The organism is Halostagnicola larsenii XH-48 (assembly GCF_000517625.1).
GTDB classification, from domain to species: domain Archaea; phylum Halobacteriota; class Halobacteria; order Halobacteriales; family Natrialbaceae; genus Halostagnicola; species Halostagnicola larsenii.
Window position 1 is genome coordinate 325701 of the sequence record NZ_CP007055.1, and the last position, 26640, is coordinate 352340.

Here is a 26640-nt window from a genome sequence, read left to right on the forward strand (position 1 = left end):
GTCCGTTCGAACCACGGACATGGCTCAGACAACTCGAGAATTCGGTGATTGGCCGTTGAAGCGGCTGATGACGGAGGTCGTCGGCACCGGCACGAAATCGGCGGAGGACATGTCTCGCGAGCAGGCCCGCGAGGCGTTCGAACGCATTCTGGCCGGCGAACCGGACCCGACGACGCTCGGCGCGTTCTGGCTCGCAAACCGGTGGAAGCACAACAACGCCGAAGAGCTATCGGCGTTCACCGACGTGATGATAGAGGAGGGCGTCGTGAGCGCGGAACCCGACTGCGACCCCGTCGATTGCGGCGCGAACTACGACGGCAAGCACACTTCGGCGATCCTCGGCGTCGGTGCGGGCGCAGTCGCCGCCGCCGCGGGAACGCCGGTCGTCGTCCACTCCGGCGACCGCGTGCCGACCCAGAAGGAGACGGCCTACAAACACGTCCTCGACGAACTCGGCGTTCGAACCGAACTCGAACCCGAAGAGAGCGCCGAGATGGTCGACGAGACCGGCTTCGGCTTCTACTACCAGCCCGCGTTCAACCCCCCGATCGACTCGCTGTACGACCGCCGGGACCAGATGGGCGTCCGGACGTTCGTCAATACGATCGAGACCGTCGCCAATCCGGCCAACGCGGACGTCCACCTCGGCTCGTTCTACCACCTCGCGTTCGCGAAGAAGATGACCGACCTGATCAAAGGCAGCGAGCACCTCGAGTACTCGCGCGTGATCATGTTTCAGGGGATGGAAGGCTACGACGACATCCGCCCCGGCTACACGAAGGTCGCAGAGTGGGACGAGTCCGCGGGCACGTTCGAGGACTTCGAAATCGAGACCGCCGAGTACGGCATGGAGATGGAGGGCGACGACCTCGCGGTCGAAGACGTGCGGGCCGACTCCGCGCGGATCACCGAGGAAGTGCTCGCCGGCGAGCGCGACGATCACTTCGCCGACGCCATCGCCTTGAACGGCGCGTTCCGAATCTACGCCCGGGGCGACGTCGATTCGCTCGAGGAGGGTCTTGAGGACGCTCGAGCGGCGATCACTGACGGAAGCGCACAGGCGGTGCTCGAGGACCTCCAGTCGTTCTGAATTCGGAACTGCACGTATTCTGCCTTCCCTTCTCCAGCGAATCGAGCCATCTGAAGCCCTGCGGCTTCGCATCGGTGATCCGATTCGTCTCTCGAGCGGACTCTTACCATCGTTCACTATATCTCGAAGAAGGGTGAACGACATCGGGCTCTAACCGGAAAACTATGAACGAATTTATGTTCCGCCCGCTCGATACAGAACCATGCGACTCGAAGACAAGACAGTTGTTGTCACTGGTGCGGCCGCGGGAATCGGACGGGCGACCGCCGAACGCTGCGCCGAGGAGGGCGCGCGCGTCGTCGTCACCGACATCGACTCGAGCGGCGGCGAGGCGGTCGTCGAAACGATCGAAGACGCCGGCGGCGAGGCGACGTTTTCCGAACTCGACGTCACCGATAGCGACCAGTTCCACGCGGTGATCGACGCGGTCGCCGCGGAGAACGGCCTCGACGTGCTCGTCAACAACGCGGGCACGGGCCATCCCTCATCGCGAATGGAAGAGACCGACGAGTCGATCCGGGACTTCGTGATGGACGTCAACGTCAACGGCGTCTGGAACGGCTGTCACGCCGCGTTGCCCCACCTCAAAGAACAGGGTCACGGAGCCATCGTCAACGTGGGCTCGCTCGCGAGCATCCTCGGCCTCCCGAAACAGGCCGCCTACTCGCTAAGCAAGGGCGCGGTGTTGAACTTCACCCGAGCGGTCGCCGCCGAGGCGGGTCCCCACGGCGTTAGAGCGAACACGGTCTGTCCAGGCTTTACGAACACGCAACTCGTCGAGCAGTACCTCGAGGGACAGGGAGATCCAGAAGAGGCTCGCAAGGAGATGGAAGCCCAGTATCCGCTCAAGCGACTGGCCGAACCGGAGGAGGTGGCGGACGCGATCCTGTTTCTCGCCAGCGACGAAGCGTCGTTCGTCAGCGGACACGGGCTGGTCGTCGACGGCGGATTTTCGACCTGTTGAGCGGCCAGCCCGCTCCCTCGGGTTTCCCCGGTGCCGATCTCACTCGAGACCGAGTTCCTCGTCGCGAATCGCGACGCTCGCGAGTTTGCTCCCCGCGGTCACCGTCGCTTCCCTGGTGAGCGTATAGAGGATTCCCTCGCGGTCGGTTACCGGGCGCTCGAGGACATCGTACGTGGTCGGCTGGTAGATCGTCCCGAGACTGATCCCCTTCGAAACCGATTGGCCGAGTTCGAGGTCGGGGTTCGGTCGAAACAACCCCGACTCGTCGGCGGTGACCTGCCCGAGGTGGTTTCGCGCGATGACCGGCGCGTCGTCCCGATCCGGACCGCGTTCGCGGGCGTACTCCTGTGGCAGCATCTCGAGGTGGGAAAGGACGCTTAACAGCCCCTCCACGCCGTATTCGACCACGTCCTCTATGATCTGCCTGCTGTGGGCGAGTTCGGGCGTTATCGACGGAATGCCCTCTTGCGTGGCCGCGACCCGAAGCTTTCCGGCGAACCCCCGTCGGTGCCACTCCTCGGGAGCGTCCTCCGCGGCTTCCTCGGCGAGCAGGAGATCGGTTCCGAACGCCCGCGCCAGTGCGGCGGACGGCTCGTCAGCCTCGAGATAGACGACGTGGGGGAGCATGTCCGGGCTGCCCGTGTGGAGGTCGACGACGGCGTCCGCGTTTTCGATGTACTCCCAGAGGCGGGCGGCCATGCGCTGGTGGAGGCTCCCGCTCTCGTCGCCGGGCCAGACGCGATTCATGTTGTCGTTGACGCTGTCGATCGAGTGCGGTGCCGTGTAGGAGACCCGATCGAACGTCAGCGGGTTCGCGACCGGAACCGCGACGACCGTTCCCGAAAGCGACTCGAGCGGGAGTCGGTCGTGAAAGCGCCGCAGGACCGCCGTACCGTTGATCTCGCGTCCGTGTTGGGCCGCCTGCACGTAGAGCGTCGGTCCCGACCCCTCGCCGCGATAGGTGTGGACCGTGGTCGTCAGTTCCACGCCCGATGGCAGACGGGCGAGTGTCACCTGCTCGGCCACGTGCGTGCCGTCACTCATAGGAAGGCGTTTCACGGCCAGCGATATGTAGCTGCGGCCGTCACGGCCGGCGGAGACCACTACCGTTTTCACTCGGCCGCCCGTCTCGAGGGATATGGGAGACGTTACTGCGACGCTGCACACGAACCGTGGCGACATCGACGTCGAACTGTACGACGACCGCGCGCCGCGGACCGTCGACAACTTCGTCGGGCTCGCAACAGGCGGAAAGACCTGGGAAGACCCCGAAACGGGCGAGGAGGTCGAAGGCGAGCCGCTGTACGACGACGTGGCCTTCCACCGGATCATCGAGGACTTCATGATCCAGGGCGGCGACCCGACCGAAACCGGTCGCGGCGGCCCCGGCTACCAGTTCGACGACGAGTTCCACGACGACCTGCGCCACGACGACGAGGGCATCCTGAGCATGGCCAACTCCGGCCCCGACACCAACGGGTCGCAGTTCTTCATCACCCTCGCTCCACAGCCCCACCTCGACGACCGCCACGCGGTCTTCGGAAAGGTCACCGACGGCATGGACGTCGTCCACGAGCTCGGAAACGTCGACACGAACGCGAACGACCAGCCGAAAGAAGACGTCGTCCTCGAGTCGGTTTCGGTCGACTACGAGTAAGACAAACCGAACGCGGGTGGGCTTGCCTAGCAATTCCGTAATGGTTTGCACTCTCGAGTTGCCCGCATTCATCGATCCACCATTTTTCGATGACTGATCGTTCGCGAGCGACGTTTCTCACCAGAATCATGGCTACCAACCATCCGTGATCGTGACAATACCTTCCCTAGCGGCGACGTTGACCCGCGTCTCCGGGTCGACGGTTAGACTGGTCAGCCCCGACTCGAGTTCGTCGGGTCGCTCGAATCGGGCGACACCCGTTCGGTACGTGTAGTCCGTCGTCATCAGGCACGGACGGCTGTAACAGCCGAACGCGTGGATGCCGTCGTCGGTCTCCTCGATCCGCTTGATGTACGGCGTTTCGGCGCTCGAGCCCCAGCCGGTCTGGACGAGCAGAACCGCCTGCTCCGCGAAGTCGGTCCGTTCGAGCAACGCCGTCGCCGGGGTGTCTGCTTCGAGGTCGACGCGCTCGAGGTCGGTCTCGTCGGTGAGCAGCGCCGTAAACAGCTGCGGATTCCCGTCGCCGCCGTCGCCGCTCCCGAGGCCGCCATCGATCGATACCGATCGGCTCGTCGTCTCGTACTCGACCTCGAGCGAGGGGTCGGCGGGCATCTCGTCGCAGAGATAGAGCGGGTCGCGTCCGTCGCCCGACCCGAATCCACAGTCTTCCGCCTCGATTTCGTACGGTGGCGTGTCGATTCGGTCGAAATCGTCCGTTGGCCATCCATCGACGCTCTCGTCGGAGCCCGTTGTATCGCCATCCCGCGAACGCGATCTCCGCCTCTCGCCTGCCACCTGTCCGGTTGCGAGTGCGGTCGCGAGCGATCCACCTGCGGCCAGTAGCGCCTTTCGTCGGGTATACTCCATAGACAAATGACCTTCTAACGACTCATAATAAAAATTTTTATCCAATATAAAAATATCTCTGTACTGGACAGAAGTAATGAATTACGCGAGGAAATCAATGATGGCTTATGAATCCACACCAGGGAATCACTGCCGATCTCCGCGACTAGATAGACGCGGCGCGAAAAGAGCGGCACGTGCAACGATTACCGACCATCACTGCCCGTTTGTGGGTCACTGGGGGTGAACCAGCGGGCAAGGCCATCGGACTGATCAATCCAGCGTCCCCCGTAGATCGACCACTCCATTGTGACCTTCGCAAAAATCGTGATCAGGGGGATCCCGCTCTCGATAGCGCTTTTCGCATCGAACACGATCGCCACTGGCCAGAGTAGTAGGGGGACCACGATTTGTGCAACGACCCCCACAACTATCCAAAACCCGATCTGTCGTGTCGGGATTTCAGCGATCATGGGTGCCGAGAGGGTTTCGTATGCGTGTTGTGCGAAAAAATGACGAATAAATAGAAGCTGTGAGGCGAGCAGTACAATTCCGTTGAGGAGAAGTACGGGAGAGGCTGTCGCTACTATGGCGGCTAGCCCTTCGCCGAAAAGAGCCCGTCCCTCAGCACCTGTCTCGACTGGTTCGGGATACGAAAAGATGATTAGAAGCACCGAGAGAGACCACCAGAAAACGAGTCCCCAGATGAACAGTCCGACGGCGTATGGAACGTTCCGACGGTATATAGGAGGCATCCAGCCGACCGGCTGTATCTGACCGGTTCGTGTTTCCAGAAGTGGAATCGGGAGTGACGGCGGGTTGAAATCCCGATCATCCGGTCTCGGTTCTCGACTCGCAAAAAGTACCAGCCCACTGTAGAGGACGACAATGAATCCGACCTCGAGCCAATACACGAACAGCACTTCATGCAGTTGCCAACCGAGAACTGCTATTCCAGCGAGCGGCAGCAGGTTGCCGACGAGAACCGAGACGAACACCGCTCGGTCGCCGTTCCGTGATCCGGTTGCCATTGGAACGAAGTTCGGATACGGAAGTGTTAATTTTACTTTGTTCGATCGTCTATGGAGACATCCGCTATCGGCAACTCCACCCTCGAGCGAGTCAATGGCTCATCGTTCGCACCAATCGTAACGCGAAAGACGACTCGCTCGAACAAGTACACATGAGCGACGACGAGATTACGCGCCCGAGCGACGTCGGGTCGGGCGACGCGCCACCGGTCGAGGAAAAGCCCTACAAGATCGTCTTCGAGGCCAACAAGTGCTTCGGCGCGGGCAAGTGCGCCGAAGTCAGCGCCAACTGGGAGATGTCCATCGCGTCGGGCATGGCCAAGCCCAACGAGTACTTCTTCGGCGAGGAGGACCTCGAGCACAACGTCCGCGCGGCGGAAATCTGCCCGGCGAAGAAAGACGACGGCTGCATCCACGTCGTGGATCGGCGGACCGACGAGGAGATCGCGCCCGATCCCCACGGTGACGGTACGCTAAGCGTCGACTGGTAACAGCGGGTAATTTTCTTCTCGAGTGCACACCGAAACGCACATCCCAAGGCGGTGGCAACGGGCAAGTGCGTTTTGAGCGAGGGTAGCCAAGCAGGCCAACGGCGGTGGGCTTAAGACCCGCTCCCGTAGGGGTCCTTGGGTTCAAATCCCAACCCTCGCATACCGACTCGAACGACTGTGAGAGTCGTGTATGCGAGACGCGGGATTTGAAGTAGACGAGTCGCAGCGCCCGAGCAAAGCGAGGGCGACCGTCTCGGCGTAGTTCAAATCCCAACCCTCGAGTTGCCGTCGCTCGATCGAATCAGCCGATTCAGAAGGGATCTCATAGAACGCATCTCGAGGATTGCTTTTCCTCCATACGTCGGTGAGTCTGCCGATATGACGGTCTGCGTATGCACCGATCAAGAAAGTGAGGGCAAGACTTGTAACGACGTACTAATATGACAAAATATGTGTACTGGAGAGATAGTTGCGTTTGGGATCGTCGGATTGATTTTCGGCCCGCCACTGGCTATCTGGCCATATAAATTAGCGCGCTGGAATGAAATCCTCGATGCGATCGGTCGAAAGCCCAGCGGGAGAGTGGAACCGGCCGAGTGGAACGTGACCCTGCATCGCCTCACGGGACTGGGGTTGTCCGCCATCGGACTACACTTTCTTGTCGCATGCGTTCTGCTCTAAAACCTGTCCCTCGAAACTGATTCCGACGGTATCTCGTTGCTTTGGACATCGCGCTCGCCGGGGTCAACACAATCTGTACGCGAACAATTCTATGGCCGCCTCGAGAACTCCCAATCGACCACAACTCACGTACCGACTCGAGCGCCCGCCAGCGCCAGCATTGTCGGAGTTCGAACCCGCTCAGTTCTCGAGGCCCGCGTTCGGGAGGGCAAAGCCGGCGACGAGATAAATCAGGGCGGCGACGACGAGCGCGCCCGGTATCCCAACCACGATGTCACCTTCGGTCATCCCCCAGCCAAAGACGAGGATTCCCGCAGCGGAGAATCCGAACCCCGCTGCGAGTCGGTGGTATTCTCGGACCGGGCTCGCGTCCCGGTGTTCGTGTTCCGCCTCGAGGCCAGCCGGTTGCATGAAAACCGGCAGGAAGTGGTAGACGCCGAGGCCGACGAAGAGTCCGGCAATCGGCCCAAACGCGGGGTTCTCGAGGGCCAGATATCCAACGAGCGAGAAAATGAAGATGTCGGCGACGCCGACGAATGCGGCGAGTCGGGTCGGTGTGAGCGGCGTTCCCTCGAAGGCGTCGTCGTCCGGTTCGAACGTGCCGGGCATACCGTTCAGTGTTCGAGGCGAGAATTTATACTTTGTTGAATGGTTTCGGGCTGGTGCAACCGAAACCGAGGATGAACGACGGGAGCGGTCGAATCCGTCGACGGACGCGTCGACCGCGTCGAATCGCTACTCGCCCGTCCGAAAGGAGAGGTCGAGCGACGGCGCGGAGTGGGTGAGCGCCCCCATCGAAATCACGTCGACGCCCGTCGCGGCGTACTCGGCGACCGTCTCGAGCGTGATCCCGCCGCTGGCTTCGACGAGGACGCCGTCGTAGTCCTCGAGTTCCGAAACGGCTGTCTCGACCGCCGACGGCTCCATGTTGTCGAGCAGGACGATATCCGCCTCGGCCGCGGCGGCCCGCGGCGCGTCCGCGACCGTCTCCACCTCGACTTCGATCTTCGTCGCGAACGAGACGCGCTCTCGGAACGCGGAAACCGCTTGCTCGAGCCCCATCTCGGCGACGTGGTTCTCCTTGACCATGACCATGTGCGAGAGGTCGAGCCGGTGGGTGTCGCCGCCGCCCGCGACGACGGCCCGCTTCTCGAGGCCCCGCAGGCCGGGCGTCGTCTTTCTGGTCGCCGCGATCCGAACGGCGTCGGATTCGCCTCGAGCCCGCTCGACCGCCGCCCGCGTTTTCGTCGCGATTCCCGAGGCGTGGCCCGCGAGGTTGATGGCCACGCGTTCGCCCCGGAGCACGTCGCGTGCGGGTCCCTCGACGCGGAGGACGACTTCGCCGGCGTCGACATTCGTCCCCGGATCGACGGAGTCGAGGACGTCGACTCCGAGGTATTCGAGGACCGCACGGGCAGCTTCGACACCCGCGATGGTACCGGATTCTTTCGCGATGAGCCGTCCCGTCGTCTCGCCGGGCACCTGATTGGTCACGTCGTGGTGGCCGAGGTCTTCGCGAAGCCACCGCTCGATCTGCGTCTCTGTGATCATCTTATGGAGTCAGTCGTCCGCCGCCGTGTTTGTGTTCGGTTCGCCGACGCCCTCGAGGTAGTGACACCCCTTCGAGGTCGGATTCTCGCTCGCCGCACGCGCGATCAACAGCGCGGTCACGCACGCGTTTCGGAGCTCGTAGAGGTCTCGAGCGGTTCGGGTTCGGGTGTAGGCGTCGACCTCTCCCTTGAGTCGGCGGAGCACCGCACTCGCGCGCCCGATCTCCTCAGGGTTCCGTCGCAAGCCGAGGTAGTCGTCCATCGTTCGCTGCAGTCGACGCGACTTCTCGGCGGCGAATCGCTCGGGGAGGTCGGGGTCTCGGTCGACCAACTCGGGGGCGTCGATCCCTTCCGGTTCGGGTTCGGCCCCTGCAGCATCGGCACCCGCGCGATAGCCCCAGACGAGCCCCTCGAGCAGACTCGTGCTCGCCAACCGGTTCGCGCCGTGGACGCCCGTTCGGGCGCACTCGCCGGCGGCGTACAGGCGATCCAGCGACGTGCGTCCGTCCTCGTCGACGTCGATCCCGCCACAGAGGAAGTGTTCGCACGGCGCGACGGGAATCTCCTCGCCCGAGATTCCCCGCTGCCGGCACTTCTCGGCGAGTGCCGGGTACTCCGCCTCGAACTCGAGGGGGCTCACGTCGAGGACGACCTCGCCCGTCGCCTCGCGCTCGTCGGCTACCGCGCGGGCGACGACGTCTCGCGGTGCGAGGTCTCCCTGCGGGTGGTATTCGGTCATAAACCGCTCGCCGTTGCCGTTTCGCAGGACGGCTCCTTCGCCGCGCAGCGCCTCCGAAAGCAAGAACGGGTCGTCGTCCCCGGTAGCGTTGCCGTCACGTTTTGTGGCCCCGTTGGCCCTCTCCTCTCCGGTCCCGGCGTACGCGGTCGGATGGAACTGGACGTACTCCAGATCTGCCACGTCGGCACCCGCCAGCGCCGCCATCGCGATCCCGTCTCCGGTCGCGCCGTCGGGGTTGGTCGACCGACTGTAAAGCGCGCCGATTCCGCCGGTCGCGAGAATCGTCGCACCCGCGTAGATCGGCTTCCCGGTCGTTCGCTCGTCGCTGACGACGCCGTGGACTCGGCCCTCGTGGGTGAGCAACTCGAGGGCGGCCGTCTCCTCGCTGATCTCGACGCGGTCGTGATTGTCGAGGTACTCGAGAAACGGCCGAAGGATGTGCGTTCCCGTCGCGGCGTCGACGTGGAGGATCCGGTGTTCGGAGTGGGCGGCCTCTCGAGTGTAATCGAACCGCTCGCTGATCGCGGAGTCCGTCTCGTCATCCGAAATTTCGGATCCGTCTTCCGAAGATTCGTCGAATTCAATATCGAGGGTCGAAAGCAAAACGTCTTCGACCAACTCGTCTGCGTCCTTGAGCAGCGCGTCGATGGCGTCCGGATCGGCCGTGTGGTCGCTGGCCGCGAGGATATCCGCTTTGAGGCCCTCCGGATCGCCGCGAGTCGTCGAGATGCCGCCCTGCGCTCGGTCGGTGCTCGCCCCGTCTGGGCGACTCGCTTTCGTGAGCACGAGGACGTTCGACCCCGCTCGAGCGGCGGCGAGAGCCGCCGCACAGCCGGCGATACCGCTTCCCACGACGAGGGTGTCCACGATTTCTGGTGGCGTTTGGTCGTCCGCGGAAGGCGAGCGATCGTCTCTGGAATTGGGTCGTTCGTCCGCGGTGGTGGATGATTCCTCGGTCATGATCAGATCTCGAGCATGCGCTCGAGTGCGAGCCCGGCCATCTCTTTTTCCTCGGGAGCGACCTCGATGACGTTGCGTTCGCGGCCCGCACAGAGTTCCTCGAGGACCCAGGTGAGGTAGTTGGGATCGATCTGGCGCATCGCGTTGCAGTCCATACAAGCGTCGCCACAGAGGGGGACGACGTTCACCTCGGGATGCCAGCGCTGGAGGTGGTTCGTGAGGTGGATTTCGGTGCCGATCGCCCACGTGTCGCCGGGATCTGCGTTTTCGACCGTTTCACAGATCGTCGCGGTCGAACCCGCTTTGTCCGCGGCTTCGACGACCTCGCGGCGGCATTCGGGGTGGACGATGACCTTCGCGTCCGGGTGTGTTTCCCGAACCTCCTTGACGTGGTCGGTGCGAAAGCGTTCGTGGACCTGACAGTAGCCGTTCCAGAGGACGATGTCGTTGTCGACGACCTCCTCGGCGTCTTTTCCGTCAGGGTCCCAGGGGTCCCACTCGACGGTTTCGTCCGCCATTCCGAGCCTGTGGGCGGTGTTCTCGCCGAGGTGTTTATCCGGCAGAAACAGGACTTTGTCCCCTTTCTCGAAGGCGTACTCGAACGCTTTGTGCGCGTTCGAGGAGGTACAGACGAGACCGCCGTGGCTGGCACAGAACGCCTTGAGGTCCGCGTAGGAGTTCATGTACGTGATCGGAACGATGTCGTCGTCGGATGCGGCGTCGGTGATCTCGGCCCAGGCGGCGTCGACCTGCAGCGCTTCTGCCATCCCGGCCATCGGGCAGGAGGCTTCCATCGACGGCAGGATGACGGTCTGGTCGTCGTCCGTGATGATGTCCGCCGACTCGGCCATGAACGTCACGCCGCCGAAGATCACGTACTCGGCGTCCGCGTTCGCAGCTTCTTTCGAAAGCTGATAGGAGTCGCCGACGAAATCGGCGTGCTCGACGATTTCCCGGCGCTGATAGTTGTGCCCCAGGATCACCACGTCGTCGCCTAACTCCTCGAGTGCGGCCTCGATACGCGCCGTTCGCTCAGCTTCTTCGAGGTCTCGATACCTCGAGGGAAGCTGTTCGAGGTTGTCGTATTTGAACAAACTTAGATCGGTTTCCAGCTCTGCGGTTTCCATCGTTACCATAGGGGTCACTAGTGGGTAATTCTAGTCCACAGGCCACTATTGAATAACTTTTTCCTTCAAACCCCTCATTTGACTGTTTGGTGTTGTCTAGCACGACTGTCGGCTGAACAGGGTGGCTCCTGAAAACTGATACGTTCGGTAACAGTCTGTCTACGCTGAACTGGGGTCTTTTGGCTCGAGCACGTAGTGATTGTATGGCCCTCGAGGAGTATTTCGAAAACTTCAGGCGTCGAGACTGGGAACGCGATTCGGTCGATGGGACGGTTCGGCTGGCGGTGATCGGAATCGGCGGCTTCGCACGAAATCGCGCGCTTCCCGCCATACGAGCGGGCACTTACTGCGAAACGACCGTACTCGTCACCGGTTCACAGCGTCGAACGCGGGAGGTCGCCGACGAATTCGCCGTCGAGCACGTCGTCGATTACGAGGGGTATCTAGCCGGCGAACTCGCCGACGAGTACGACGCCGTCTACGTTTCGACGCCGAACGCATATCACGCGAGATACGCACTTTCGGCCGCCCAACGCGAGAAACACGTCATCTGCGAGAAGCCACTCGAGGTGCGCGTCGACCGCGCACGCGAGATCGCCGACGCCTGTCGGCAGGCGGGGGTGGCCCTGATGACTGCCTACCGACTCCAACTCGAGCCGACGGTTCGGCGGTGTCGCGAACTCGTCGCCGACGGCGTTATCGGCGACGTCGTGCAGGTCCACGGCGGGTTTTCCCACCCGCTCCTCGAGTATACGAGCGCCGACACCTGGCGGCTCGATCCGGAGCTGGCGGGCGGGGGCGCGCTCGTCGACCTCGGCATTTATCCCATCAACACCACGCGATACCTCCTCGACGCCGATCCCGTCTCAGTGTACGCCTCGACGCACTCGAGCGGTGATCCCTTCGACCGCGTCGACGAGCACGTCTCGGTCCAGCTCGAGTTCCCGGGGGATGCGACGGCGGCCTGTACGGCGAGTTTCGACGCGCACGCGAGCAGTCAGCTCCAACTGGTCGGGACCAACGGGATGATTTCGGTCATCTCGCCGTTCGGCGGCGTCGTTCCACAGGATATCGTCGTCGAGAGCGGCGAGATGCGTATGGAGCACACCGGACCGCCCGTGGACGAAGTCCGCGAGGAGTTCGATTACTTCGGCTACTGCGTGCAGACGGGAACGCGACCGGAACCCGACGGAACGGACGGAATTGCCGACCTTCGAGTCATCGAGGCCGCCTACGAATCCGCCGAGACGGGCCATCGGATCGAGTTGGATCCATCCCGCCGGGGTGCGTCGAACACCGATCGCGGGCGCTAGAACCGTTCAGGTGCCGCCTCTCGAATCGTGTTATCTCGAAGCTCTGTGGTCGCCGGTTCGGGGACGACGACGATCGGCCGGTCGACGATCGACTCCGCTGCCAGCTCGCGAAGTCGGTTCCGGACGGTCTCGGGATCGCCGGCGACGCCGAGGTCGTCGACCATCTCGTCGGTTACCATCCCCGTCGCTTCGTCTCGAGCGCCCTCTCGCCAGGCGTTGGCGATCCGCTCGGCTTCGCGCTCGTACTTCATCGCGACGGCGTTTCGATACCCCTCACCGCTGCCGACGTAGTAGGCGACGTGTCGTCGCATCGTCTCTCGAGCGAGTTCCGGGTCCTCGCTCGCCGCCGTCGGAACGTAGGGGGCGACCGTAATTTCGTCGGGGTCCCGCCCTCGCTCGCGCGCGGCGTCGACGACGGTTTCGAAGGCCTCCTCGAGTCGGGAAAACGGGATGTTGTGCGGTATCCACCCGTCACACAGCCGGCCGACGACGCGACGATTCGCCGGTCCGAGACCGGCGTGATAGATGGGTACGTCGACCTCGAGCGCGGGGAAATCAGCCACCTCGAGGAGTTCTCCCTCGTAGCGGACGCGCTCGCCGTCGCCTGCGGTGAACCGCCGGACGAGTTCGATCGTCTCGTGGGCGCGTCGAACCGGCCGATCGAACGACTCGCCGTGGAGGTCCTCGACCACCTTTTTGGTGCTGACGCCCGTCCCGAGGACGAACCGGCCGTCGGACGCTCGCTCGAGCGAGTTGGCGGTCATCGCGAGCAAGGCTGGCGATCTCGAGTAGACGTTGACGATCGCCGTCCCGAGACCGATCTCGTCTGTCGCGGCCGCCATCTCGGTGAGTTGCACGGCGGCGTTTTCGCCCCAGAGTTCCGTCAGCCAGAGGCCATCGTAGCCGATCGCTTCTGCGCGTTTCGCGAGATCGGCCGGCTCTTCTTCGCCGAGTTCCGAAACGATGAGATCGAGCTCCATGCTGGTACTTCCACACCGCGGGTCAAAAACGTCGGTCCCGTTGGCCCGCGTGAACGTGGTTCTCCGCTCGTTTTTGTGGTGGATTGGACGGTTTTCTGCCTCGAGTAGCGAATCGGATAACCAACACGATCGATCGTCTCGAAAATACTTATCCGCGTCTGCAATAAATTACTCATGTATGAGTAAATCATCATCCTTCCCCGCTCGAATCGCACGACGTGGATCGAAAATTCGTCGGACGATCCGTCACTCGCCCGATTTCGGCACTGAACTGTCGACGACAGCTGGCGGCCAGCCGCTGAAACACTGGCCTCCCGGTGGCTTCATCACGGGCTAACTCGCCCCACGAGACGATGAGTATGCGGATGGCAAACGAGCGCTTCACCGTTTTCCTCGAGCGAGTGCTCCGTTCTTTCCGTGTGCAATTTTGTGTCCGCTCTTCAGTGGGTTCGATGGCTGTGTCAGCAACTGCCACAAAGAATAAGCCGACGCTTGATCGTTCTCTGTACGAGACACAGTAGCAAATATGACAGAAAACCGTTCGTCACTCACCGAGGGGGAGAGTCCGGAATCGAGGGAAACAGGCGTGTCGGATAGGGATTCATCCACCGTTGGGAGTGACGCTCGTCCGGGTGCGAACTCGGCCGACGCAGATCGCGAAACGTTAGCTCGTGCCGGCTATACACAACTTTTCAACGGAATCGAGACGCCGACGTTCGTCCTCGACACCGACGGCGTCATCGTCGAGTGGAGTCGAACGCTCGCCGAGCTAACCGGTGCGAGCCGCGAGGAGGCGGTCGGTCACGATCGGGCCTCGGAGATGTTCTACCCCGACGGCCGCCGGGCAAAAACGCTCGCCGACAAGGTCCTCGAGACGCCCGAACGGGCACACGTAGCGCACGACGTCGAACTCCGCGATCCGTCGTCAAACCGCGTCGGCGACACGAGTACGATGATCGACCAACACGGGGACGAACGCCACATCGATTTCTCCGCGACGCCGCTTTACGACGGCGGCGAACTGATCGGCGTCGTCGAAGTCGTCATCGACCGCACGGAGACGATCAACGAACGCGACGCGACGACGGCGTTGATCTCGGAGGTCCAGCAGACGACGAATTCGATCAAACGGGGGAATCTCTCGGCTCGAGCCGAGCGAAAACCGGCGTTTTCCTCGCTCGACCCCGAACTCGTCGAGGTGATCGATTCGATAAACGAGATGGCCCAGAACCTCGCGGATATCACCGGGCAGGTCACCGACCACGCCGAGCAGATGGACGACGCGACCGACGAGGCAAACGAGGCGGCGACCGAAATCGCCCAGAACGTCTCCCAACAGAACAACCTGATCGAAGACGCGACGACCGAAATCCAGTCGTTCGCCGCGGAAATCGAGGAGGTCGCCGCCGAGGCCAACGAGGTAAGCGCGGCCGCCGAATCCTCGCTCGAGACCGCAGAGGATGGCCTCGAAGCCGGCGAGACGACCCGGGAGGCGACCGAGGAGGTCGTCGAAATCGGGAACGAACTCTCCGAGAGTGTCCAGGAGCTCTCAGAGCAGATCAGGGACATCGACGAGGTGATCGAGGTGATCTCGGATATCGCCGACGAGACGAACCTGCTCGCGATCAACGCCACCATCGAAGCCGCAGGCTCCGATCAGGGCGGCGAGCGCTTCGCCGTCGTCGCGGATCACGTCAAAGAACTCGCCGACGAGACCAATCAGCACGCAGACGAAATCACGCGGAGTATCTCGGACCTCCAGAAACAATCCGAGAAAACCGCCTCGGCCGTCGAGCGTTCCCAGGATCGAATCCAGCACGCTGACAACCAGATCGGACAGATGCACAGCTCGCTCGAGGAGATCAGCGACTCCGTCGAGGAGGCGGCCCACGGCATTTCGGAAGTCGCCCGCGTGACCGACGAACAGGCGACGTCAGTCGAAGCGCTCACCGAAACGCTCCAGACGGTCAGAGATCGCTCCGATCGCTCGGAGGAGGCGACCCAGCAGATCGTCGAGACGACCAATGAACAGGAACAGATCATGACGACGCTGATCGACCGCGTCGACGAGTTAACCGAAGCGGATCACTAACGTCGCGCGGATCACTGAACTCGAGGCGGTTTCGAACCGAAATTCTGCGTCCGTTGTGCGCCCGTTCTGCGACGAGAATCAACAACTGTTAGGTCCGAGGGCTGTGACTGGTGAGCCATGACAGACGCAGCTTCTCTCGCCCGGCGCGTCCGCGATGGCGACCTTCGCCTGCACGAACTCGAGGACCACGTCGATCACGACACCGCCGCCACGGCGCGACGGCTGGTGCTCGAGGCCGAAACCGACGCGGATCTCGAGGCGATCGGCTCCTACGGCTTCGACGCGGAGGCGGCCGAGTCGGCCATCGAGAACATGGTCGGCGCGGCCCAAATTCCGATGGGAGTCGCCGGCCCGGTTTCGGTCGACGGCGGCGCGGCCTCGGGGGAGTACTACCTTCCGCTCGCCACCACCGAAGGAGCGTTGCTCGCCTCCGTCAACCGCGGCCTCTCGGTGCTCGAGGACGCCGGCGGCGTCGACGCCCGCGTGACCAAACACGGGATGACTCGAGCGCCTGTCTTCCGGGTGTCGGGCGTCGTCGAGGCGGCCGAGACGGTCGAGTGGGTCGAGGATAACGGCGAGCGACTCCGCGAAGCGGCCGAGGAGACCACGAGCCACGGCGAGGTGATCGGCGTCGAGCCCTACGTCGTCGGCGACTCGGTGTTCCTGCGCTTTGCCTACGACACGAAAGACGCGATGGGGATGAACATGGCGACGATCGCGACCGAAGCCGCCTGCGCCGTCGTCGAGGAGGAAACGCCCGCCTCGCTCGTCGCGCTCTCGGGAAACCTCTGTTCCGATAAGAAACCCGCCGCGATCAACGCGATCGAGGGACGCGGCCGCTCGGTTACTGCAGACGTCGTCATCCCGGGGGAACTGCTCGAGGAGCGACTCCACACGACCGCGTCGGCGATCGTCGAAGCCAACACGCGAAAGAACCTGATTGGCAGCGCCAAAGCCGGCAGTCTGGGGTTCAATGCCCACGCGGCGAACGTCGTCGCCGCCGTCTTCCTCGCGACCGGACAGGACGAAGCCCAGGTCGTCGAAGCGGCCAACGCCATCACGACGATGGACGCCCGCGAACGGGGAGCGACCACCGACCTGTACGCGAGCGTCTCGCTCGCCTCCCTCGAGGTCGGAACCGTCGGCGGCGGCACGAAACTCCCGACGCAAGCCCAGGCGCTCGATATCGTCGGCGTCCGCGGCGGTGGCGACCCCGCGGGATCGAACGCCGACGCGCTCGCGGAAGTGATCGCCGCCGGCGCGCTGGCCGGGGAACTCTCCTTGCTCGCCGCGCTCGCCTCGAACCACCTCGCGAGCGCCCACGAAGATCTCGGACGGTAACCGATCGTCTCCAACCGGTCGTCTTCGTTCGATCGTCTCCAGCCGGTCAGTGGTCGCCCGAAACTGATTTCGATAGATAGTCTGGCTACCGCGACCGTCGAACCGTCTTTACTTTCATAACGTTCGTCCAGTCTGGTTTCCGTCTTTTCACTGTCGTTGGGACAAATACGTGACTCTCGGCATCTCGCTGCCACTTTCACTTTCACCACGCGCTGTTGGCGTTGGTACTTTTCGATGGCTCGAGTAGGTGTAGACGCGTCCGTTCGGCGAGCACCGGCGGGCGTTCCACAGATCATCTATGAGTTGTGACTGCCCCTATCCGGACTCGGAGTCCGATCCCGACGCGGATTCGGAGCCGATCCCGGACACGTGCGGCCGCCCGCTCCTCGAGTCGCATCGCGCGCACCGATGGCTGTCGGTGATCGAATTATTGCTCTCGGTCGCGACGTTCGTCCTCTCGCTGTCGGTTGCACTCGGCTGGCTCTAGGCCGCTTCACTGGCCGCCTCGGATCGCAACCGACGAGAAACGAGGAGGATATACGCGCCCGAGAGACCGAGCAAGAGGAGGCCGATCCCGATCTGGACGCTCGAGGTTCCAAGGAGGACGAACAGCCAGCCGGCCGCTGCGCCGCCATAGCCCCATGCGAGGGAGCCGGACCCGTAGGCCGCGTGCAACGTTCCGACTGCGAGGAACGTTCCGGCGAACACCCACATCGCGATCGTCGTCGCCTCGATTCCGACGATCGTCCGGCTCACGACCGTCCCGTACACCAGACAGGCCATCGCGATCACGGTTCCGACGCCGATCGCGGTTCCCTGAACGTCGACCGTTTCGATCGTCTCTGTCATAGCTCTCGTTTCGAGCGCGTGAAAATAGCCGTGGCGGTTCGGTGGGTCGACCGAGTCGGTCACGAACGGTTCGGTACGTGCCGATCAGGTAAACAGCTCCTGAAAGATATCGCCGAACAGAATCAGGAGGATGCCGGCGATGATGATGAGACTCAGGAACGTAAAGAAGATGATCGCTGCCTGCCGGCCGGTAAGCGCATCCCCCGCGAGCAATTCGTCCAAAGCCATATGCAGTCGTTCACCAGCCTGTCGCTTAAATTGAGGGTGTCGTTTTCACGGATAGGACTCTCAGAGCGTTCGATACTGTCCTCGATGTTCGCTGATCTCGCCCTGTCGTGAGAGCTTTCGAAGCGCTTTCTGGACGTACTCTGCGGACACTCCGCGATTCCCGGCGTACCTGATGATTTCGGCTTCGGTCGGCTCATCGAGTTCCTCGAGCGCCCGGTTGACGACGTCTTTCTTGCTCCCGCGCCGGTTCGGTCCGCGAGGATCGCGCTTGCCGGCGGAATCGATTTCTTCAACATTGAGTCCGGAGGACTCGAGATACGCCGTTTCATCGATAACGCCGCCATCGACTCTGGTCTCGAGGGCCGCGTAGGACTCGAGTTCGGCAAAGGCTTCGCCTTGGCCCTGACGATTCGCGAGCATCGACGCGCGAACGTCGCGTGCGTGATCCGCATCCTCGGTTTCGACGAACTTCTTTCGTTTCTCGTAGGCCCGGCGCGACCCACAGCGGGGACACTGGGTCGTCTCCGAGCGCCCCTCGAGCAACCAGAGATGCGAGCACTCGCTACAGCCGACGACGGCGTACATGCCCGGATCTGGGTTCCGGTCGTAGTTTAACGTTCGGCAACCGGAGTGAAAGTGAACGCGTGCCAACGATTGTCCGAACTGAGCGCTACTATCGCGATTCGGGCAGTGATACGAGTTCGGACGGTATTCCAATGGCATCAGTAAAGGCGTCCCGCGTTGGAGCCACGGGTATGGAACGCGTTTCACTTTCGGCTGTCGAAGGAACGGAAGCCGCCGACGGCGTGTCCCTCGCCCTGCTGGCCGGCTCCGAATCGATGAACGTACAGCACTTCGAAATCGACGCCGGTGCGACCATCGAGAAACACAGCCATCCGCACGAACAGACCGGTTTCATCTACGAGGGCGAACTCACGTTCGTCCTCGAGGGCGAGGAGGTCGTCTGCGGTCCCGGCGATTCCTACGCGATTCCGGGCGAACAGCCACACGCTGCGACGAACCGTGGTGACGAACCCGTTCGCGGCGTCGACATCTTCAGCCCGCCGCGGGAGAACCCGAGCTGGCAGGAGTAGCGCTTGGGTCTGGGCTGGTATGCAACCGTTCTCCTCTTGACCGATTCAGTTTGCCTGTTCAATTCTCGAGCCACCGACCGAACCACAGATAAATACCACGGAGTTATATCTCCCCTTCTTCAAGGTGGGTCGATGGCAACGGAGTCGGAAGTGGTGCATGCGGGTCGTACCGAGACGTTCATCAGCCGATTAGGGCCGACGTGGCTCGCGGGTGCGATCGCCGCGGGACCGGCGACGATGGCGAGTCTCCTCACCGCGGGCGCGAGTTTCGGCTACGCGCTCCTGTGGGTCGTGATCGTCTCCGCCGTCCTGGGGACGATCGGACAGTACCTCGCGATGCGACTCGGCTTGCTCACTGAACGGGGAATCATCGCCGTTGTCGAGGACCACCTCGGCGAGTTCTGGGCGTGGGTGCTCCTCGCCGACGCGGTGCTCGCCGCGGGGCTCGCACAACTGGTCATCATGAAGACGCTCGCCGACGTCAGCGCGACGATGGCCGGGAGTGCCGGGTTCGCGGCCCTTTCGGATCCGCGGCTGTGGGGCGTCGCCTGGGCGCTCTTTCTCGCCCTCACGCTGGCCGGGGGCGGCTACCGGTTTGCGGAACTCGGTGCGAAAGTCATCGTTTCGCTCGTCGTCCTCGCGTTCGTCGTTGCGGCGTTCGTCGTGCCGATCGATCCGGCGAATGCTGTCGCCGGACTCCAACCCGAGATTCCGGCGGGCGTCGACGGCGCACTCGTCGCGGCGGGGATCCTCGGCGGCGCGGTCCACATCACGCTCCTGACGATGCAGAGTTACACGATGAAAGCCCGCGGTTGGACTCGAGCGGACGAATCGATCGCGCGCTTTGACATCCTCACCTCGATGCTCGTCGCGTTCGGGGTCTTCAGCCTCGCGATCTTTCTCGTCGCCGCGAGCGTGTTGCCCGAATCCGGTCTGGATCCGTCGACGATCACCGAAATTCAGGCCGCGGAGGCGCTCGGCCCCGTCGCGGGCGAACACGCCGTCTGGCTGTTCCTGCTCGGTCTGTGGGGTGCCGCGATTTCGACGCTCGGCGGGAACACGATCGTTCCGCCGTACCTCCTCGCCGACAAGTTCGGCTGGGAGCAGTCGGTTACGGACCCGCGATTCCGCGCGATGGTCGTCGTCGTCGCGCTCGCCTCCGCGATCGGCGCGTTCCTCGGCGGCGCGTTCTTCCAGTTGCTCGTTCTGGTCCTCGCGTTCGGCCTCGTCGGGACGCCGTTCGCACTCGTCGTGATCCTTTACCTGTTGAACGACCCCGATACGGTTCCCGAGACGAACTCGCCCCTCGAGAACGTCGGCGGGATCGCCCTGCTTATGGTCGCGATCGTGCTCGCCGGAGAGTTCGTTCGCGACGAACTCGCGACGGTGACGGAGCCGGCCTCGGCGTTCGTCGTCGCGTTCGCCGTCGCGATGTCGATCGCGGTTCTCGGGATCTGTGTGCGATATCTGCGTGACAACGTTCTGGGGTAATCGTCGGCGAGGGCCACTGTCTGAACCTCCAGTCCTCACTCGAAGGACTTTTTCATCGCGACGTGGGGGATTCCCGCTTCTTCGAACGCCTCGCCATAGCGCTCGTATCCGAGCCCGCGGTAGAAGCCGGCTGCTCGAGTTTGTGCGTGTAATTTCAGCGTTTCGAGGCCCGCCGACGCGGCTTTCGCTTCCAAGGCGTCCATCAGTGCTCGGCCGACGCCGCTTTCGCGGTGTGACTCGAGCACCGCGACGCGTTCGACTTTCCCGACGCCACCTTCGGGCTCTCGAAGTCGAGCGGCACCGATCGGTTTCTCGCTGTGGGTGTCGTCCTCGTAGGCGACGAAGTGAACGGCCTCGTCCTCGTACTCGTCGTACTCGATGTCCTCGTCGACGCCCTGTTCCTCGACGAATACTGTTTGGCGGACGCTGAAGGCGTCCTCGAGTCGGTCGCCGTCGGCGATGCGGACCGCTGTCATCGACCGTCCCTACGGCCTCGAGTCCGAGAACATTGTGGTTTCGACGCGACGTGTGATTTCTGCGCGCCGGTACAATTTCGCCATAGCGGGACGGTCCGAACGCAGGCGCTCACTTGATAGCGCAAAAGAAAAACAGCAGATTCGGTATCGTCGATTGCAGATCGGGCACAAACCGCTTGCGCCAACTTCCGAAAGCGTTGGACTGGTTCCCAACCCGACTGTTCGGAAGACTCGCTTACGCGAGTTTCTCGAGAACGTCAGACCGCTTCGCGGCCTGACTGCCCGAAAAGCTGGCTTACGCCAGCTTTTCGATGTTGTTGACGACTTCTTCTGTGTATTCGCTCGTGGCGAGCTTCTCGGCGTCCTCGAGCTGGCGCTCTAAGTCGTAGGTGACTTTGCCCGAGGAAATGGTCTCCTCGACGGCGTCGCGGATCAGGTCCGAAGCGTCGTCCCAACCGAGGTAGTCGAACATGAGACGGCCGGAGAGGATCATCGCGGTCGGGTTCGCCATGTCCTGGCCGGCGCGCTTGGGCGCGGAGCCGTGGACCGGTTCCGCGAGCATGCGCCCCGTACCGAAGTTTCCGCCGGGCGCGATGCCGAGACCGCCGATCTGGGCGCCGGCGGCGTCGGAGAGGTAGTCACCGTTGAGGTTCGGCATCGCGAGGATGTCGAACTCATCGGTGCGCAGCTGCATCCACTGCAACATTGCGTCGGCGAGGCGTTCCTCGACCATGACGGCGTCTTCCGGGATGTCGACCTCGTCCTGGGTCTCCCACAGCGAGTCGGGTGCGGCGAAGACCTCTTCGTCGGGGTACTCCTCCTCGGCGACCTCCATGCCCCAGTCGCCGAACTGTCCCTCGGTGAACTTCATGATGTTTCCTTTGTGGACGAGCGTGACCTTGTCGCGGTCGTTCTCGATGGCGTAGTCGATGGCCTCGCGGACGAGGCGCTTGCTCCCCTTCTCGGAGATCGGCTTCAGACCGAGACCGATGTCGCCCTCGTGCATGATGCCGTCGAAGTCCATTTCCTCTTCGACGAAATCCCGAACCTGTTCGGACTCGTCGGTGCCGGCTTTCCACTCGATGCCGGCGTAGACGTCCTCTGTGTTCTCCCGGAAGGTGACCATGTCCATCTTCTCGGGAGCCTTCATCGGCGACGGGACGCCGTCGAGGTAGTAGGTCGGACGGACGTTGGCGTACAGATCGAGCGTCTGGCGCAGCGCGACGTTCAGCGAGCGAAAGCCAGCACCGACGGGCGTCGTAAGCGGACCTTTGATCGCGACGCGGTGTTCCTTGATGGCCTCGACGGTCTCGTCCGGGAGATTCTCGTCGTACATCTCGCGGGCGGACTCGCCGGCGTAGACGCGCATCCAGTTGATCTCGCGACCGGTTGCCTCTGCGGCGGCCTCGAGCACCTTCTGTGCGGCGGGACCGACGTCACTGCCCACACCGTCACCATGGATGATGGGGATGATCGGGTCGTCTGGAACCTCGAGTTCGTCCGCAGAACCGTCCTTCAGCGTGATCTTCTCCCCCTGTTCGGGGACCTCGATCTTGTCGTAGCTCATTTCGTCTAAACGGTTCTTCGAAGGGGGTAAAAGGTCTCTCATTTACCCGCCAAATCGACGATCGTCGTAGTACATATTTATTATCGTCGATGAACACAACTCGAGTATGCTTCGCCCACCACAGCATACGGCAAAGCGATGTCCGCTCTGTCAAGCGACGCTATCAAACGTTCAGGGCCTTTCCGCCTGTCCTGACTGCGAATGGACGGGTCACTAATACCGTCTGGTTCTCCTCCGTTGGCGTCGCCACTTGGAGATACGGTTTACGGAATCTTCTCGCCGTCTCGAGTGCGGATCTACTCCAGGTATACGGATTCGCCAGGCGGAACCTCTTTTTGCTGACCGATACAACCCGAGTGCATGAGCGAAACGGAAGTCGACCTCGAGGCGGAGATGTACGAAAAGCACCGCGAAGCCGGCGACATCCTCGCGCAGGTACGCGAGGAGACAGCAGACCGCGTCGAGGTCGGTGTAAGTCACCTCGAGATCGCTGAATACGCCGAAGACAGGATCCGGGAACTGGGCGGAAAACCGGCGTTCCCGGTGAACATTTCGATCGACGAGGAAGCCGCGCACGCGACGCCGAGCATCGACGACGAGTCGACCTTCGGCGAGGAGATGGTCAACCTCGATATCGGCGTCCACGTCGACGGCTGGCTGGCAGATACCGCGATTACCGTCGATCTGTCGGGCAACCCGGAGCTCGCCGAGGCGTCCGAACAGGCGCTCGAGGCCGCACTCGACGTGATCGAACCGGGCGTAGACACCGGTGACATCGGCGCCGAAATCGAGGACGTGATCGACGGCTACGGCTTCAATCCCGTCGTCAACCTCACCGGACACGGATTGGGACACTGGGAACAACACACCAGTCCGAACATCCCGAACCGGGCCGTCTCACAGGGGACGACACTCGAGACCGGTGATGTCGTCGCCATCGAGCCGTTCGCGACCGACGGCGGCGGGAAAGTGACGGAGGGCTCGAGCGAGGAAATCTTCTCGCTCGAACGCGAGGGATCGGTCCGGAACCGGCAGGCTCGAGAAGCGCTCGAGCAGATCACCGGTGACTTTCGAACCCTCCCGTTCGCGACGCGTTGGCTCGAGACTGATCGGCCGGAGGTCGCACTGCGTCGACTCAAACGTAACAACATCGTTCACGGCTATCCCGTTCTCAAGGAGGACGACGGGTTCCTGGTGAGTCAGAAAGAGCACACGATCATCGTCACCGAAGACGGGTGTGAAGTGACGACACAGTAGCGCTGGCTCGCCGATCGAAACGGCATTGCAATTCTCCCTGTTATTCGTCCGAAAAAACACTCATCAGCCGATCCCATTGTTCTCGACTGTTCGAGTGCAACTGTTTCACAGTGCGGTACGGTCGTTCGTAACGCCTGTCAGGCGTTGTTCATCCGCTGGCTCGTTCGGGTCCCACAGCGCTGGCACTCGGCCACGCGATACGGTTCGCGGGAGAATTGCGCGTTTTCCTGTTTGAGACTCTCGGTTCGAATCTGCACGTTCACTTCGTGAAGCGTGTCGAGTTCGCATTCGTCACAGCGTTCAGTCATCCCATTGAATGAGTTGTCTGTTGTTGCCATTGAAACTTCTTTAGCTTAGGGGTATCATAAAGCCGTGCTCCATTACGGGTGTTGAGTCGGAAAAATCGCAAGACGTGACGGGGGTGGAGGAAACGACTCACTGAGAACGCTCGAGACTGTTTAGAACCGGATTTAATGACTTATTAAGCCGAACGTGACAGTCGGTTAAGATTGTATTACGGCGTCTAAGACACGCTATCGCGTGTTTAGGAATACCACGAAACACGTTCGCATCCGCCGGTATGAAATGCTTTAGGGGATGCTCGAGTGGACGCATGTATGGATCAGGTGTTCGCACCGTGGCGAATCGAGTGGATCAAACGCCAGGAGAAAAACTCGGATATCGAGGGCTGTGTGTTCTGTGCGTTTCCCGACCAGGAGACGGATCGGGACAACCTCCTCGTTGCCCGTAGCGAACACGCATTCGTCCTGTTGAACAATTATCCGTACAGTCCGGGCCACGTCATGGTAATTCCGCGGGTTCACACGGGCGAATACGCCGATCTCACCGACGAACAGTTGCTCGATCACGCACGGCTCAAACAGCGGACCTTCGAGGCCGTCGAGACGGCGCTCGAGCCCGACGGCTTCAACGCCGGGTTGAACCTCGGAGAGGGTGCCGGCGGCTCGATCGGCGATCACCTCCACACCCATATCGTTCCCCGCTGGCAGGGAGACACCAACTTCATGCCGGTGATCGGGGATACCTCCGTCATCGTGCAAGCCCTGGACGAAACCTACGACCTCCTGCACGAGGCGTTCGCCGAACAGGAGGGGGCAACAGTGCCCGGAGACGGGCGGGCCGTCGTTTTCGAGTGAGTTACGGCCCACTCTGCGCGTGAGTCCTACGGTCCCACGATAGCCTTAGGCGTACGTGCGCTCGAGATACGAGCGGATGTTTTCCGATTCGGCCATCGTAACGCCGTACTCGTCGTCGACGAGCAGCGGGACCTGCCGCTGGCCGGAGCGGCGTTTGACCTCGTCGCGTTTCGAATGCAGCCCATCCACCCAGACGGTTTCGTACTCGAGGTTCAGCGAGGTGAGCTTCTCGTCGACGGCCTCACAGTACGGACAGCCCTCGAGTTGGTAGAGCGTGATCATACGCGCTCTTCGTCTCGAACCCGCAAAAACGTGGTGTCGCGGGGTCCCATCACTCCACGGTTTCGCTACATGCAACCGGAAAAATTGCCGCAACTCTCCGTCTCACATTCTGAGAATGTCGGGTTAGAGGGGTTCTCCGAACGCATACACCGTATTTTGCCCTGTGATCTCGAGATCGATGAAATCGCCGATTTCGATGCCGTGATCGCCGGCGTTCTGGACGATGATCTGGCGGTACGCGCCGTCCCGACACTTCACGGAGTCGGCGGTTCCGTCCTCGACGACGAGGACGTCCTCTCGAACCTCGCCGACCATCTCCTCGTAGGCTTCGCCGACGATTTCGAGTTTGAGGTCGCTCATCGCTTTCGAGCGTTCTTTCTTTACGGTGCCGCCGAGACCTTTCATCTCGGCTGCGTCCGTTCCCGGTCGTTTCGAAAAGCGGGTGACGTTGAGCTTTTCGGGGCGGGTTTCCCGAAGCAGGGCCATCGACTGCTCGTGGTCGCGCTCCGTCTCGGTCGGGAAGCCGACGATGAAGTCGGTCGAGAGCGTCCAGTACTCGAGTGTCGAATCGAACGTTTCGACGACCTCCACGTACTCCCCGACCTGATGCTGGCGGCGCATGTCGCCGAGCACGTCGTTCGAACCCGATTGCACCGGGGCGTGCAGGAAGTTGTAGAGTTTGTCGTTCTCAGCAAAGACGTCAGCGAGTTCCTCGCGGATGCCGTGGACGCCCTTCGGATTCGCCATGCCCACGCGGACGCGAAAGTCGCCGTCGATGGCACAGATCCGCTCGAGCAGTTCGTGAAGCGTCCGCTCGCCCGTGTCCCAGCCGTAGACGCCCGTGTCCTGGCCGGTGATGCGGATTTCTTTCGCACCGGCGTGGACGAGCGCGCGGGCTTTCTCGACGTTTTCCTCGATCGGCGGGGAGTCGATTTTCCCGGTCGCCTGCTTGGTGATGCAGTACGAACAGTCGGACATACAGCCGCGAGCGATCGGCAAAATGCCGATCACGCCCTCGAGGATGGGTTCGGCATCCGGCGTCGTCGTCGGACACTCGCCGTTCGTGACCGCGTCGGGAACCTCGTCCCAGTGTAACACCTGGCCGTCGATTCCCGCGCCGGCGAACTCCTCGCCCTGCGCGAGGGCCATACAGCCCGTAATGAACAGATCGGCGGTTTCGTCGGCCAGTTCTTCCGCCCGACGGAGCATGTTGCGCTCGGTTTTCTCGACGACCGTGCAGGTGTTGAGGATAGCGACGTCGGCCTGTTCGGGGCCTTCGACCTGGTGGTGGCCCGCGTCGCGGAGCCGCCGCTCGATTTCGCGGCTCTCTCCGCGGTTCGACGTACAGCCGTACGTCTCGATGTGGTATCGGGCCAT

The 26640-nt window shown here is 62.4% G+C and carries 29 protein-coding genes and 1 tRNA gene; 14 read left to right on the forward strand and 16 right to left on the reverse strand.

What is annotated here, in order from left to right; all coding sequences use genetic code 11:
• The first annotated feature begins 19 nt into the window (after window positions 1–19).
• Complete coding sequence (locus HALLA_RS01600) at window positions 20–1090, forward strand: anthranilate phosphoribosyltransferase (RefSeq protein WP_049953964.1); 1071 nt, start codon at window positions 20–22, stop codon at window positions 1088–1090.
• A 202-nt stretch (window positions 1091–1292) separates the two neighbouring features.
• Window positions 1293–2054: an SDR family NAD(P)-dependent oxidoreductase gene (locus HALLA_RS01605; protein ID WP_049951746.1), complete on the forward strand. Its 762-nt coding sequence runs from the start codon at window positions 1293–1295 to the stop codon at window positions 2052–2054.
• A 39-nt stretch (window positions 2055–2093) separates the two neighbouring features.
• Here HALLA_RS01605 and HALLA_RS01610 read toward each other — a convergent pair whose 3' ends face one another.
• Window positions 2094–3098: a succinylglutamate desuccinylase/aspartoacylase family protein gene (locus HALLA_RS01610; RefSeq protein ID WP_049951747.1), complete on the reverse strand. Its 1005-nt coding sequence runs from the start codon at window positions 3096–3098 to the stop codon at window positions 2094–2096.
• 94 nt (window positions 3099–3192) lie between these two features.
• Between HALLA_RS01610 and HALLA_RS01615 the strand changes: the two genes are divergently transcribed.
• Window positions 3193–3711, forward strand: a complete 519-nt coding sequence (locus tag HALLA_RS01615; RefSeq protein WP_049951748.1) for a peptidylprolyl isomerase — start codon at window positions 3193–3195, stop codon at window positions 3709–3711.
• A gap of 132 nt (window positions 3712–3843) precedes the next feature.
• Here HALLA_RS01615 and HALLA_RS01620 read toward each other — a convergent pair whose 3' ends face one another.
• Both HALLA_RS01620 and HALLA_RS01625 read right to left on the reverse strand, forming a co-directional pair.
• Complete coding sequence (locus tag HALLA_RS01620; protein ID WP_049951749.1) at window positions 3844–4578, reverse strand: hypothetical protein; 735 nt, start codon at window positions 4576–4578, stop codon at window positions 3844–3846.
• 185 nt (window positions 4579–4763) lie between these two features.
• Complete coding sequence (locus tag HALLA_RS01625) at window positions 4764–5588, reverse strand: DUF6498-containing protein (protein WP_049951750.1); 825 nt, start codon at window positions 5586–5588, stop codon at window positions 4764–4766.
• Between the two features lie 152 nt (window positions 5589–5740).
• On the opposite strand from HALLA_RS01625, the gene HALLA_RS01630 reads away from it, so the two are divergent.
• Window positions 5741–6079: a hypothetical protein gene (locus tag HALLA_RS01630; protein ID WP_049953965.1), complete on the forward strand. Its 339-nt coding sequence runs from the start codon at window positions 5741–5743 to the stop codon at window positions 6077–6079.
• Between the two features lie 76 nt (window positions 6080–6155).
• A tRNA-Leu gene (locus HALLA_RS01635) sits at window positions 6156–6239 on the forward strand.
• 701 nt (window positions 6240–6940) lie between these two features.
• Here the strand turns inward: HALLA_RS01635 and HALLA_RS01645 are convergent.
• The 4 genes from HALLA_RS01645 to nadA all read right to left on the reverse strand — a co-directional run bounded on the left by HALLA_RS01645 (window position 6941) and on the right by nadA (window position 11145).
• Window positions 6941–7369 carry a hypothetical protein gene (locus HALLA_RS01645; RefSeq protein WP_049951752.1) on the reverse strand — a complete coding sequence of 143 codons (429 nt, stop codon included), beginning with the start codon at window positions 7367–7369 and terminating at the stop codon, window positions 6941–6943.
• Window positions 7370–7495: 126 nt separating this feature from the next.
• Window positions 7496–8311, reverse strand: a complete 816-nt coding sequence (nadC, locus tag HALLA_RS01650; RefSeq protein WP_049951753.1) for a carboxylating nicotinate-nucleotide diphosphorylase — start codon at window positions 8309–8311, stop codon at window positions 7496–7498.
• Between the two features lie 9 nt (window positions 8312–8320).
• Window positions 8321–10009 (reverse strand): L-aspartate oxidase, encoded by a 1689-nt coding sequence (locus tag HALLA_RS01655; protein WP_084568896.1) that lies wholly within the window; start codon window positions 10007–10009, stop codon window positions 8321–8323.
• Between the two features lie 2 nt (window positions 10010–10011).
• Window positions 10012–11145: a quinolinate synthase NadA gene (nadA, locus tag HALLA_RS01660; RefSeq protein WP_049951754.1), complete on the reverse strand. Its 1134-nt coding sequence runs from the start codon at window positions 11143–11145 to the stop codon at window positions 10012–10014.
• Window positions 11146–11339: 194 nt separating this feature from the next.
• Here nadA and gfo6 point away from each other — a divergent pair, with 194 nt between their 5' ends.
• On the forward strand, window positions 11340–12449 hold the full coding sequence (gfo6, locus tag HALLA_RS01665) for a D-xylose 1-dehydrogenase Gfo6 (RefSeq protein ID WP_049951755.1): 1110 nt from the start codon (window positions 11340–11342) through the stop codon (window positions 12447–12449).
• Here gfo6 and HALLA_RS01670 read toward each other — a convergent pair.
• Window positions 12446–13429: an LLM class flavin-dependent oxidoreductase gene (locus HALLA_RS01670; RefSeq protein ID WP_049951756.1), complete on the reverse strand. Its 984-nt coding sequence runs from the start codon at window positions 13427–13429 to the stop codon at window positions 12446–12448. The two genes, gfo6 and HALLA_RS01670, sit on opposite strands and share 4 nt — an antisense overlap.
• Before the next feature lie 178 nt (window positions 13430–13607).
• Here HALLA_RS01670 and HALLA_RS20885 point away from each other — a divergent pair, with 178 nt between their 5' ends.
• The 4 genes from HALLA_RS20885 to HALLA_RS01685 all read left to right on the forward strand — a co-directional run bounded on the left by HALLA_RS20885 (window position 13608) and on the right by HALLA_RS01685 (window position 17349).
• Entirely contained in the window at window positions 13608–13766 is a 159-nt protein-coding gene (locus tag HALLA_RS20885) for a hypothetical protein (protein WP_169732099.1), read from the forward strand.
• Between the two features lie 189 nt (window positions 13767–13955).
• Window positions 13956–15521 (forward strand): methyl-accepting chemotaxis protein, encoded by a 1566-nt coding sequence (locus HALLA_RS01675; protein WP_084568898.1) that lies wholly within the window; start codon window positions 13956–13958, stop codon window positions 15519–15521.
• A gap of 117 nt (window positions 15522–15638) precedes the next feature.
• On the forward strand, window positions 15639–16862 hold the full coding sequence (gene hmgA, locus HALLA_RS01680) for a hydroxymethylglutaryl-CoA reductase (NADPH) (RefSeq protein WP_049951757.1): 1224 nt from the start codon (window positions 15639–15641) through the stop codon (window positions 16860–16862).
• Window positions 16863–17160: 298 nt separating this feature from the next.
• The gene (locus tag HALLA_RS01685) at window positions 17161–17349 is read left to right on the forward strand and encodes a hypothetical protein (protein WP_049951758.1); all 189 of its coding nucleotides are present in this window, start codon (window positions 17161–17163) and stop codon (window positions 17347–17349) included.
• On the opposite strand, the gene HALLA_RS01690 is transcribed toward HALLA_RS01685, so the two are convergent.
• The 3 genes from HALLA_RS01690 to HALLA_RS01695 form a co-directional block, all read right to left on the reverse strand.
• Window positions 17346–17711 carry a hypothetical protein gene (locus tag HALLA_RS01690; protein WP_049953968.1) on the reverse strand — a complete coding sequence of 122 codons (366 nt, stop codon included), beginning with the start codon at window positions 17709–17711 and terminating at the stop codon, window positions 17346–17348. The genes HALLA_RS01685 and HALLA_RS01690 overlap by 4 nt on opposite strands.
• 84 nt (window positions 17712–17795) lie before the next feature.
• Window positions 17796–17939 carry a hypothetical protein gene (locus HALLA_RS20890; protein WP_169732100.1) on the reverse strand — a complete coding sequence of 48 codons (144 nt, stop codon included), beginning with the start codon at window positions 17937–17939 and terminating at the stop codon, window positions 17796–17798.
• A gap of 60 nt (window positions 17940–17999) precedes the next feature.
• Complete coding sequence (locus HALLA_RS01695; protein WP_049951759.1) at window positions 18000–18524, reverse strand: DUF5817 domain-containing protein; 525 nt, start codon at window positions 18522–18524, stop codon at window positions 18000–18002.
• Window positions 18525–18694: 170 nt separating this feature from the next.
• On the opposite strand from HALLA_RS01695, the gene HALLA_RS01700 reads away from it, so the two are divergent.
• Both HALLA_RS01700 and HALLA_RS01705 read left to right on the forward strand, forming a co-directional pair.
• The gene (locus HALLA_RS01700) at window positions 18695–19033 is read left to right on the forward strand and encodes a cupin domain-containing protein (protein ID WP_049951760.1); all 339 of its coding nucleotides are present in this window, start codon (window positions 18695–18697) and stop codon (window positions 19031–19033) included.
• Window positions 19034–19165: 132 nt separating this feature from the next.
• Window positions 19166–20524, forward strand: a complete 1359-nt coding sequence (locus HALLA_RS01705) for an NRAMP family divalent metal transporter (RefSeq protein WP_049951761.1) — start codon at window positions 19166–19168, stop codon at window positions 20522–20524.
• A gap of 35 nt (window positions 20525–20559) precedes the next feature.
• On the opposite strand, the gene HALLA_RS01710 is transcribed toward HALLA_RS01705, so the two are convergent.
• Both HALLA_RS01710 and icd read right to left on the reverse strand, forming a co-directional pair.
• Complete coding sequence (locus HALLA_RS01710) at window positions 20560–21000, reverse strand: GNAT family N-acetyltransferase (protein WP_049951762.1); 441 nt, start codon at window positions 20998–21000, stop codon at window positions 20560–20562.
• A gap of 295 nt (window positions 21001–21295) precedes the next feature.
• Window positions 21296–22567: an isocitrate dehydrogenase (NADP(+)) gene (icd, locus tag HALLA_RS01715; RefSeq protein ID WP_049951763.1), complete on the reverse strand. Its 1272-nt coding sequence runs from the start codon at window positions 22565–22567 to the stop codon at window positions 21296–21298.
• 360 nt (window positions 22568–22927) lie between these two features.
• On the opposite strand from icd, the gene map reads away from it, so the two are divergent.
• Window positions 22928–23824 (forward strand): type II methionyl aminopeptidase, encoded by an 897-nt coding sequence (gene map / locus HALLA_RS01720; RefSeq protein ID WP_049951764.1) that lies wholly within the window; start codon window positions 22928–22930, stop codon window positions 23822–23824.
• Between the two features lie 137 nt (window positions 23825–23961).
• On the opposite strand, the gene HALLA_RS01725 is transcribed toward map, so the two are convergent.
• Entirely contained in the window at window positions 23962–24162 is a 201-nt protein-coding gene (locus tag HALLA_RS01725; protein ID WP_049951765.1) for a DUF7835 family putative zinc beta-ribbon protein, read from the reverse strand.
• A 279-nt stretch (window positions 24163–24441) separates the two neighbouring features.
• On the opposite strand from HALLA_RS01725, the gene HALLA_RS01730 reads away from it, so the two are divergent.
• On the forward strand, window positions 24442–24981 hold the full coding sequence (locus HALLA_RS01730; protein ID WP_049951766.1) for an HIT family protein: 540 nt from the start codon (window positions 24442–24444) through the stop codon (window positions 24979–24981).
• Between the two features lie 45 nt (window positions 24982–25026).
• Here the strand turns inward: HALLA_RS01730 and HALLA_RS01735 are convergent, their stop codons facing one another.
• Both HALLA_RS01735 and HALLA_RS01740 read right to left on the reverse strand, forming a co-directional pair.
• Complete coding sequence (locus tag HALLA_RS01735; protein WP_049951767.1) at window positions 25027–25263, reverse strand: glutathione S-transferase N-terminal domain-containing protein; 237 nt, start codon at window positions 25261–25263, stop codon at window positions 25027–25029.
• A gap of 123 nt (window positions 25264–25386) precedes the next feature.
• On the reverse strand, window positions 25387–26640 hold the full coding sequence (locus HALLA_RS01740; protein WP_049951768.1) for a tRNA (N(6)-L-threonylcarbamoyladenosine(37)-C(2))-methylthiotransferase: 1254 nt from the start codon (window positions 26638–26640) through the stop codon (window positions 25387–25389).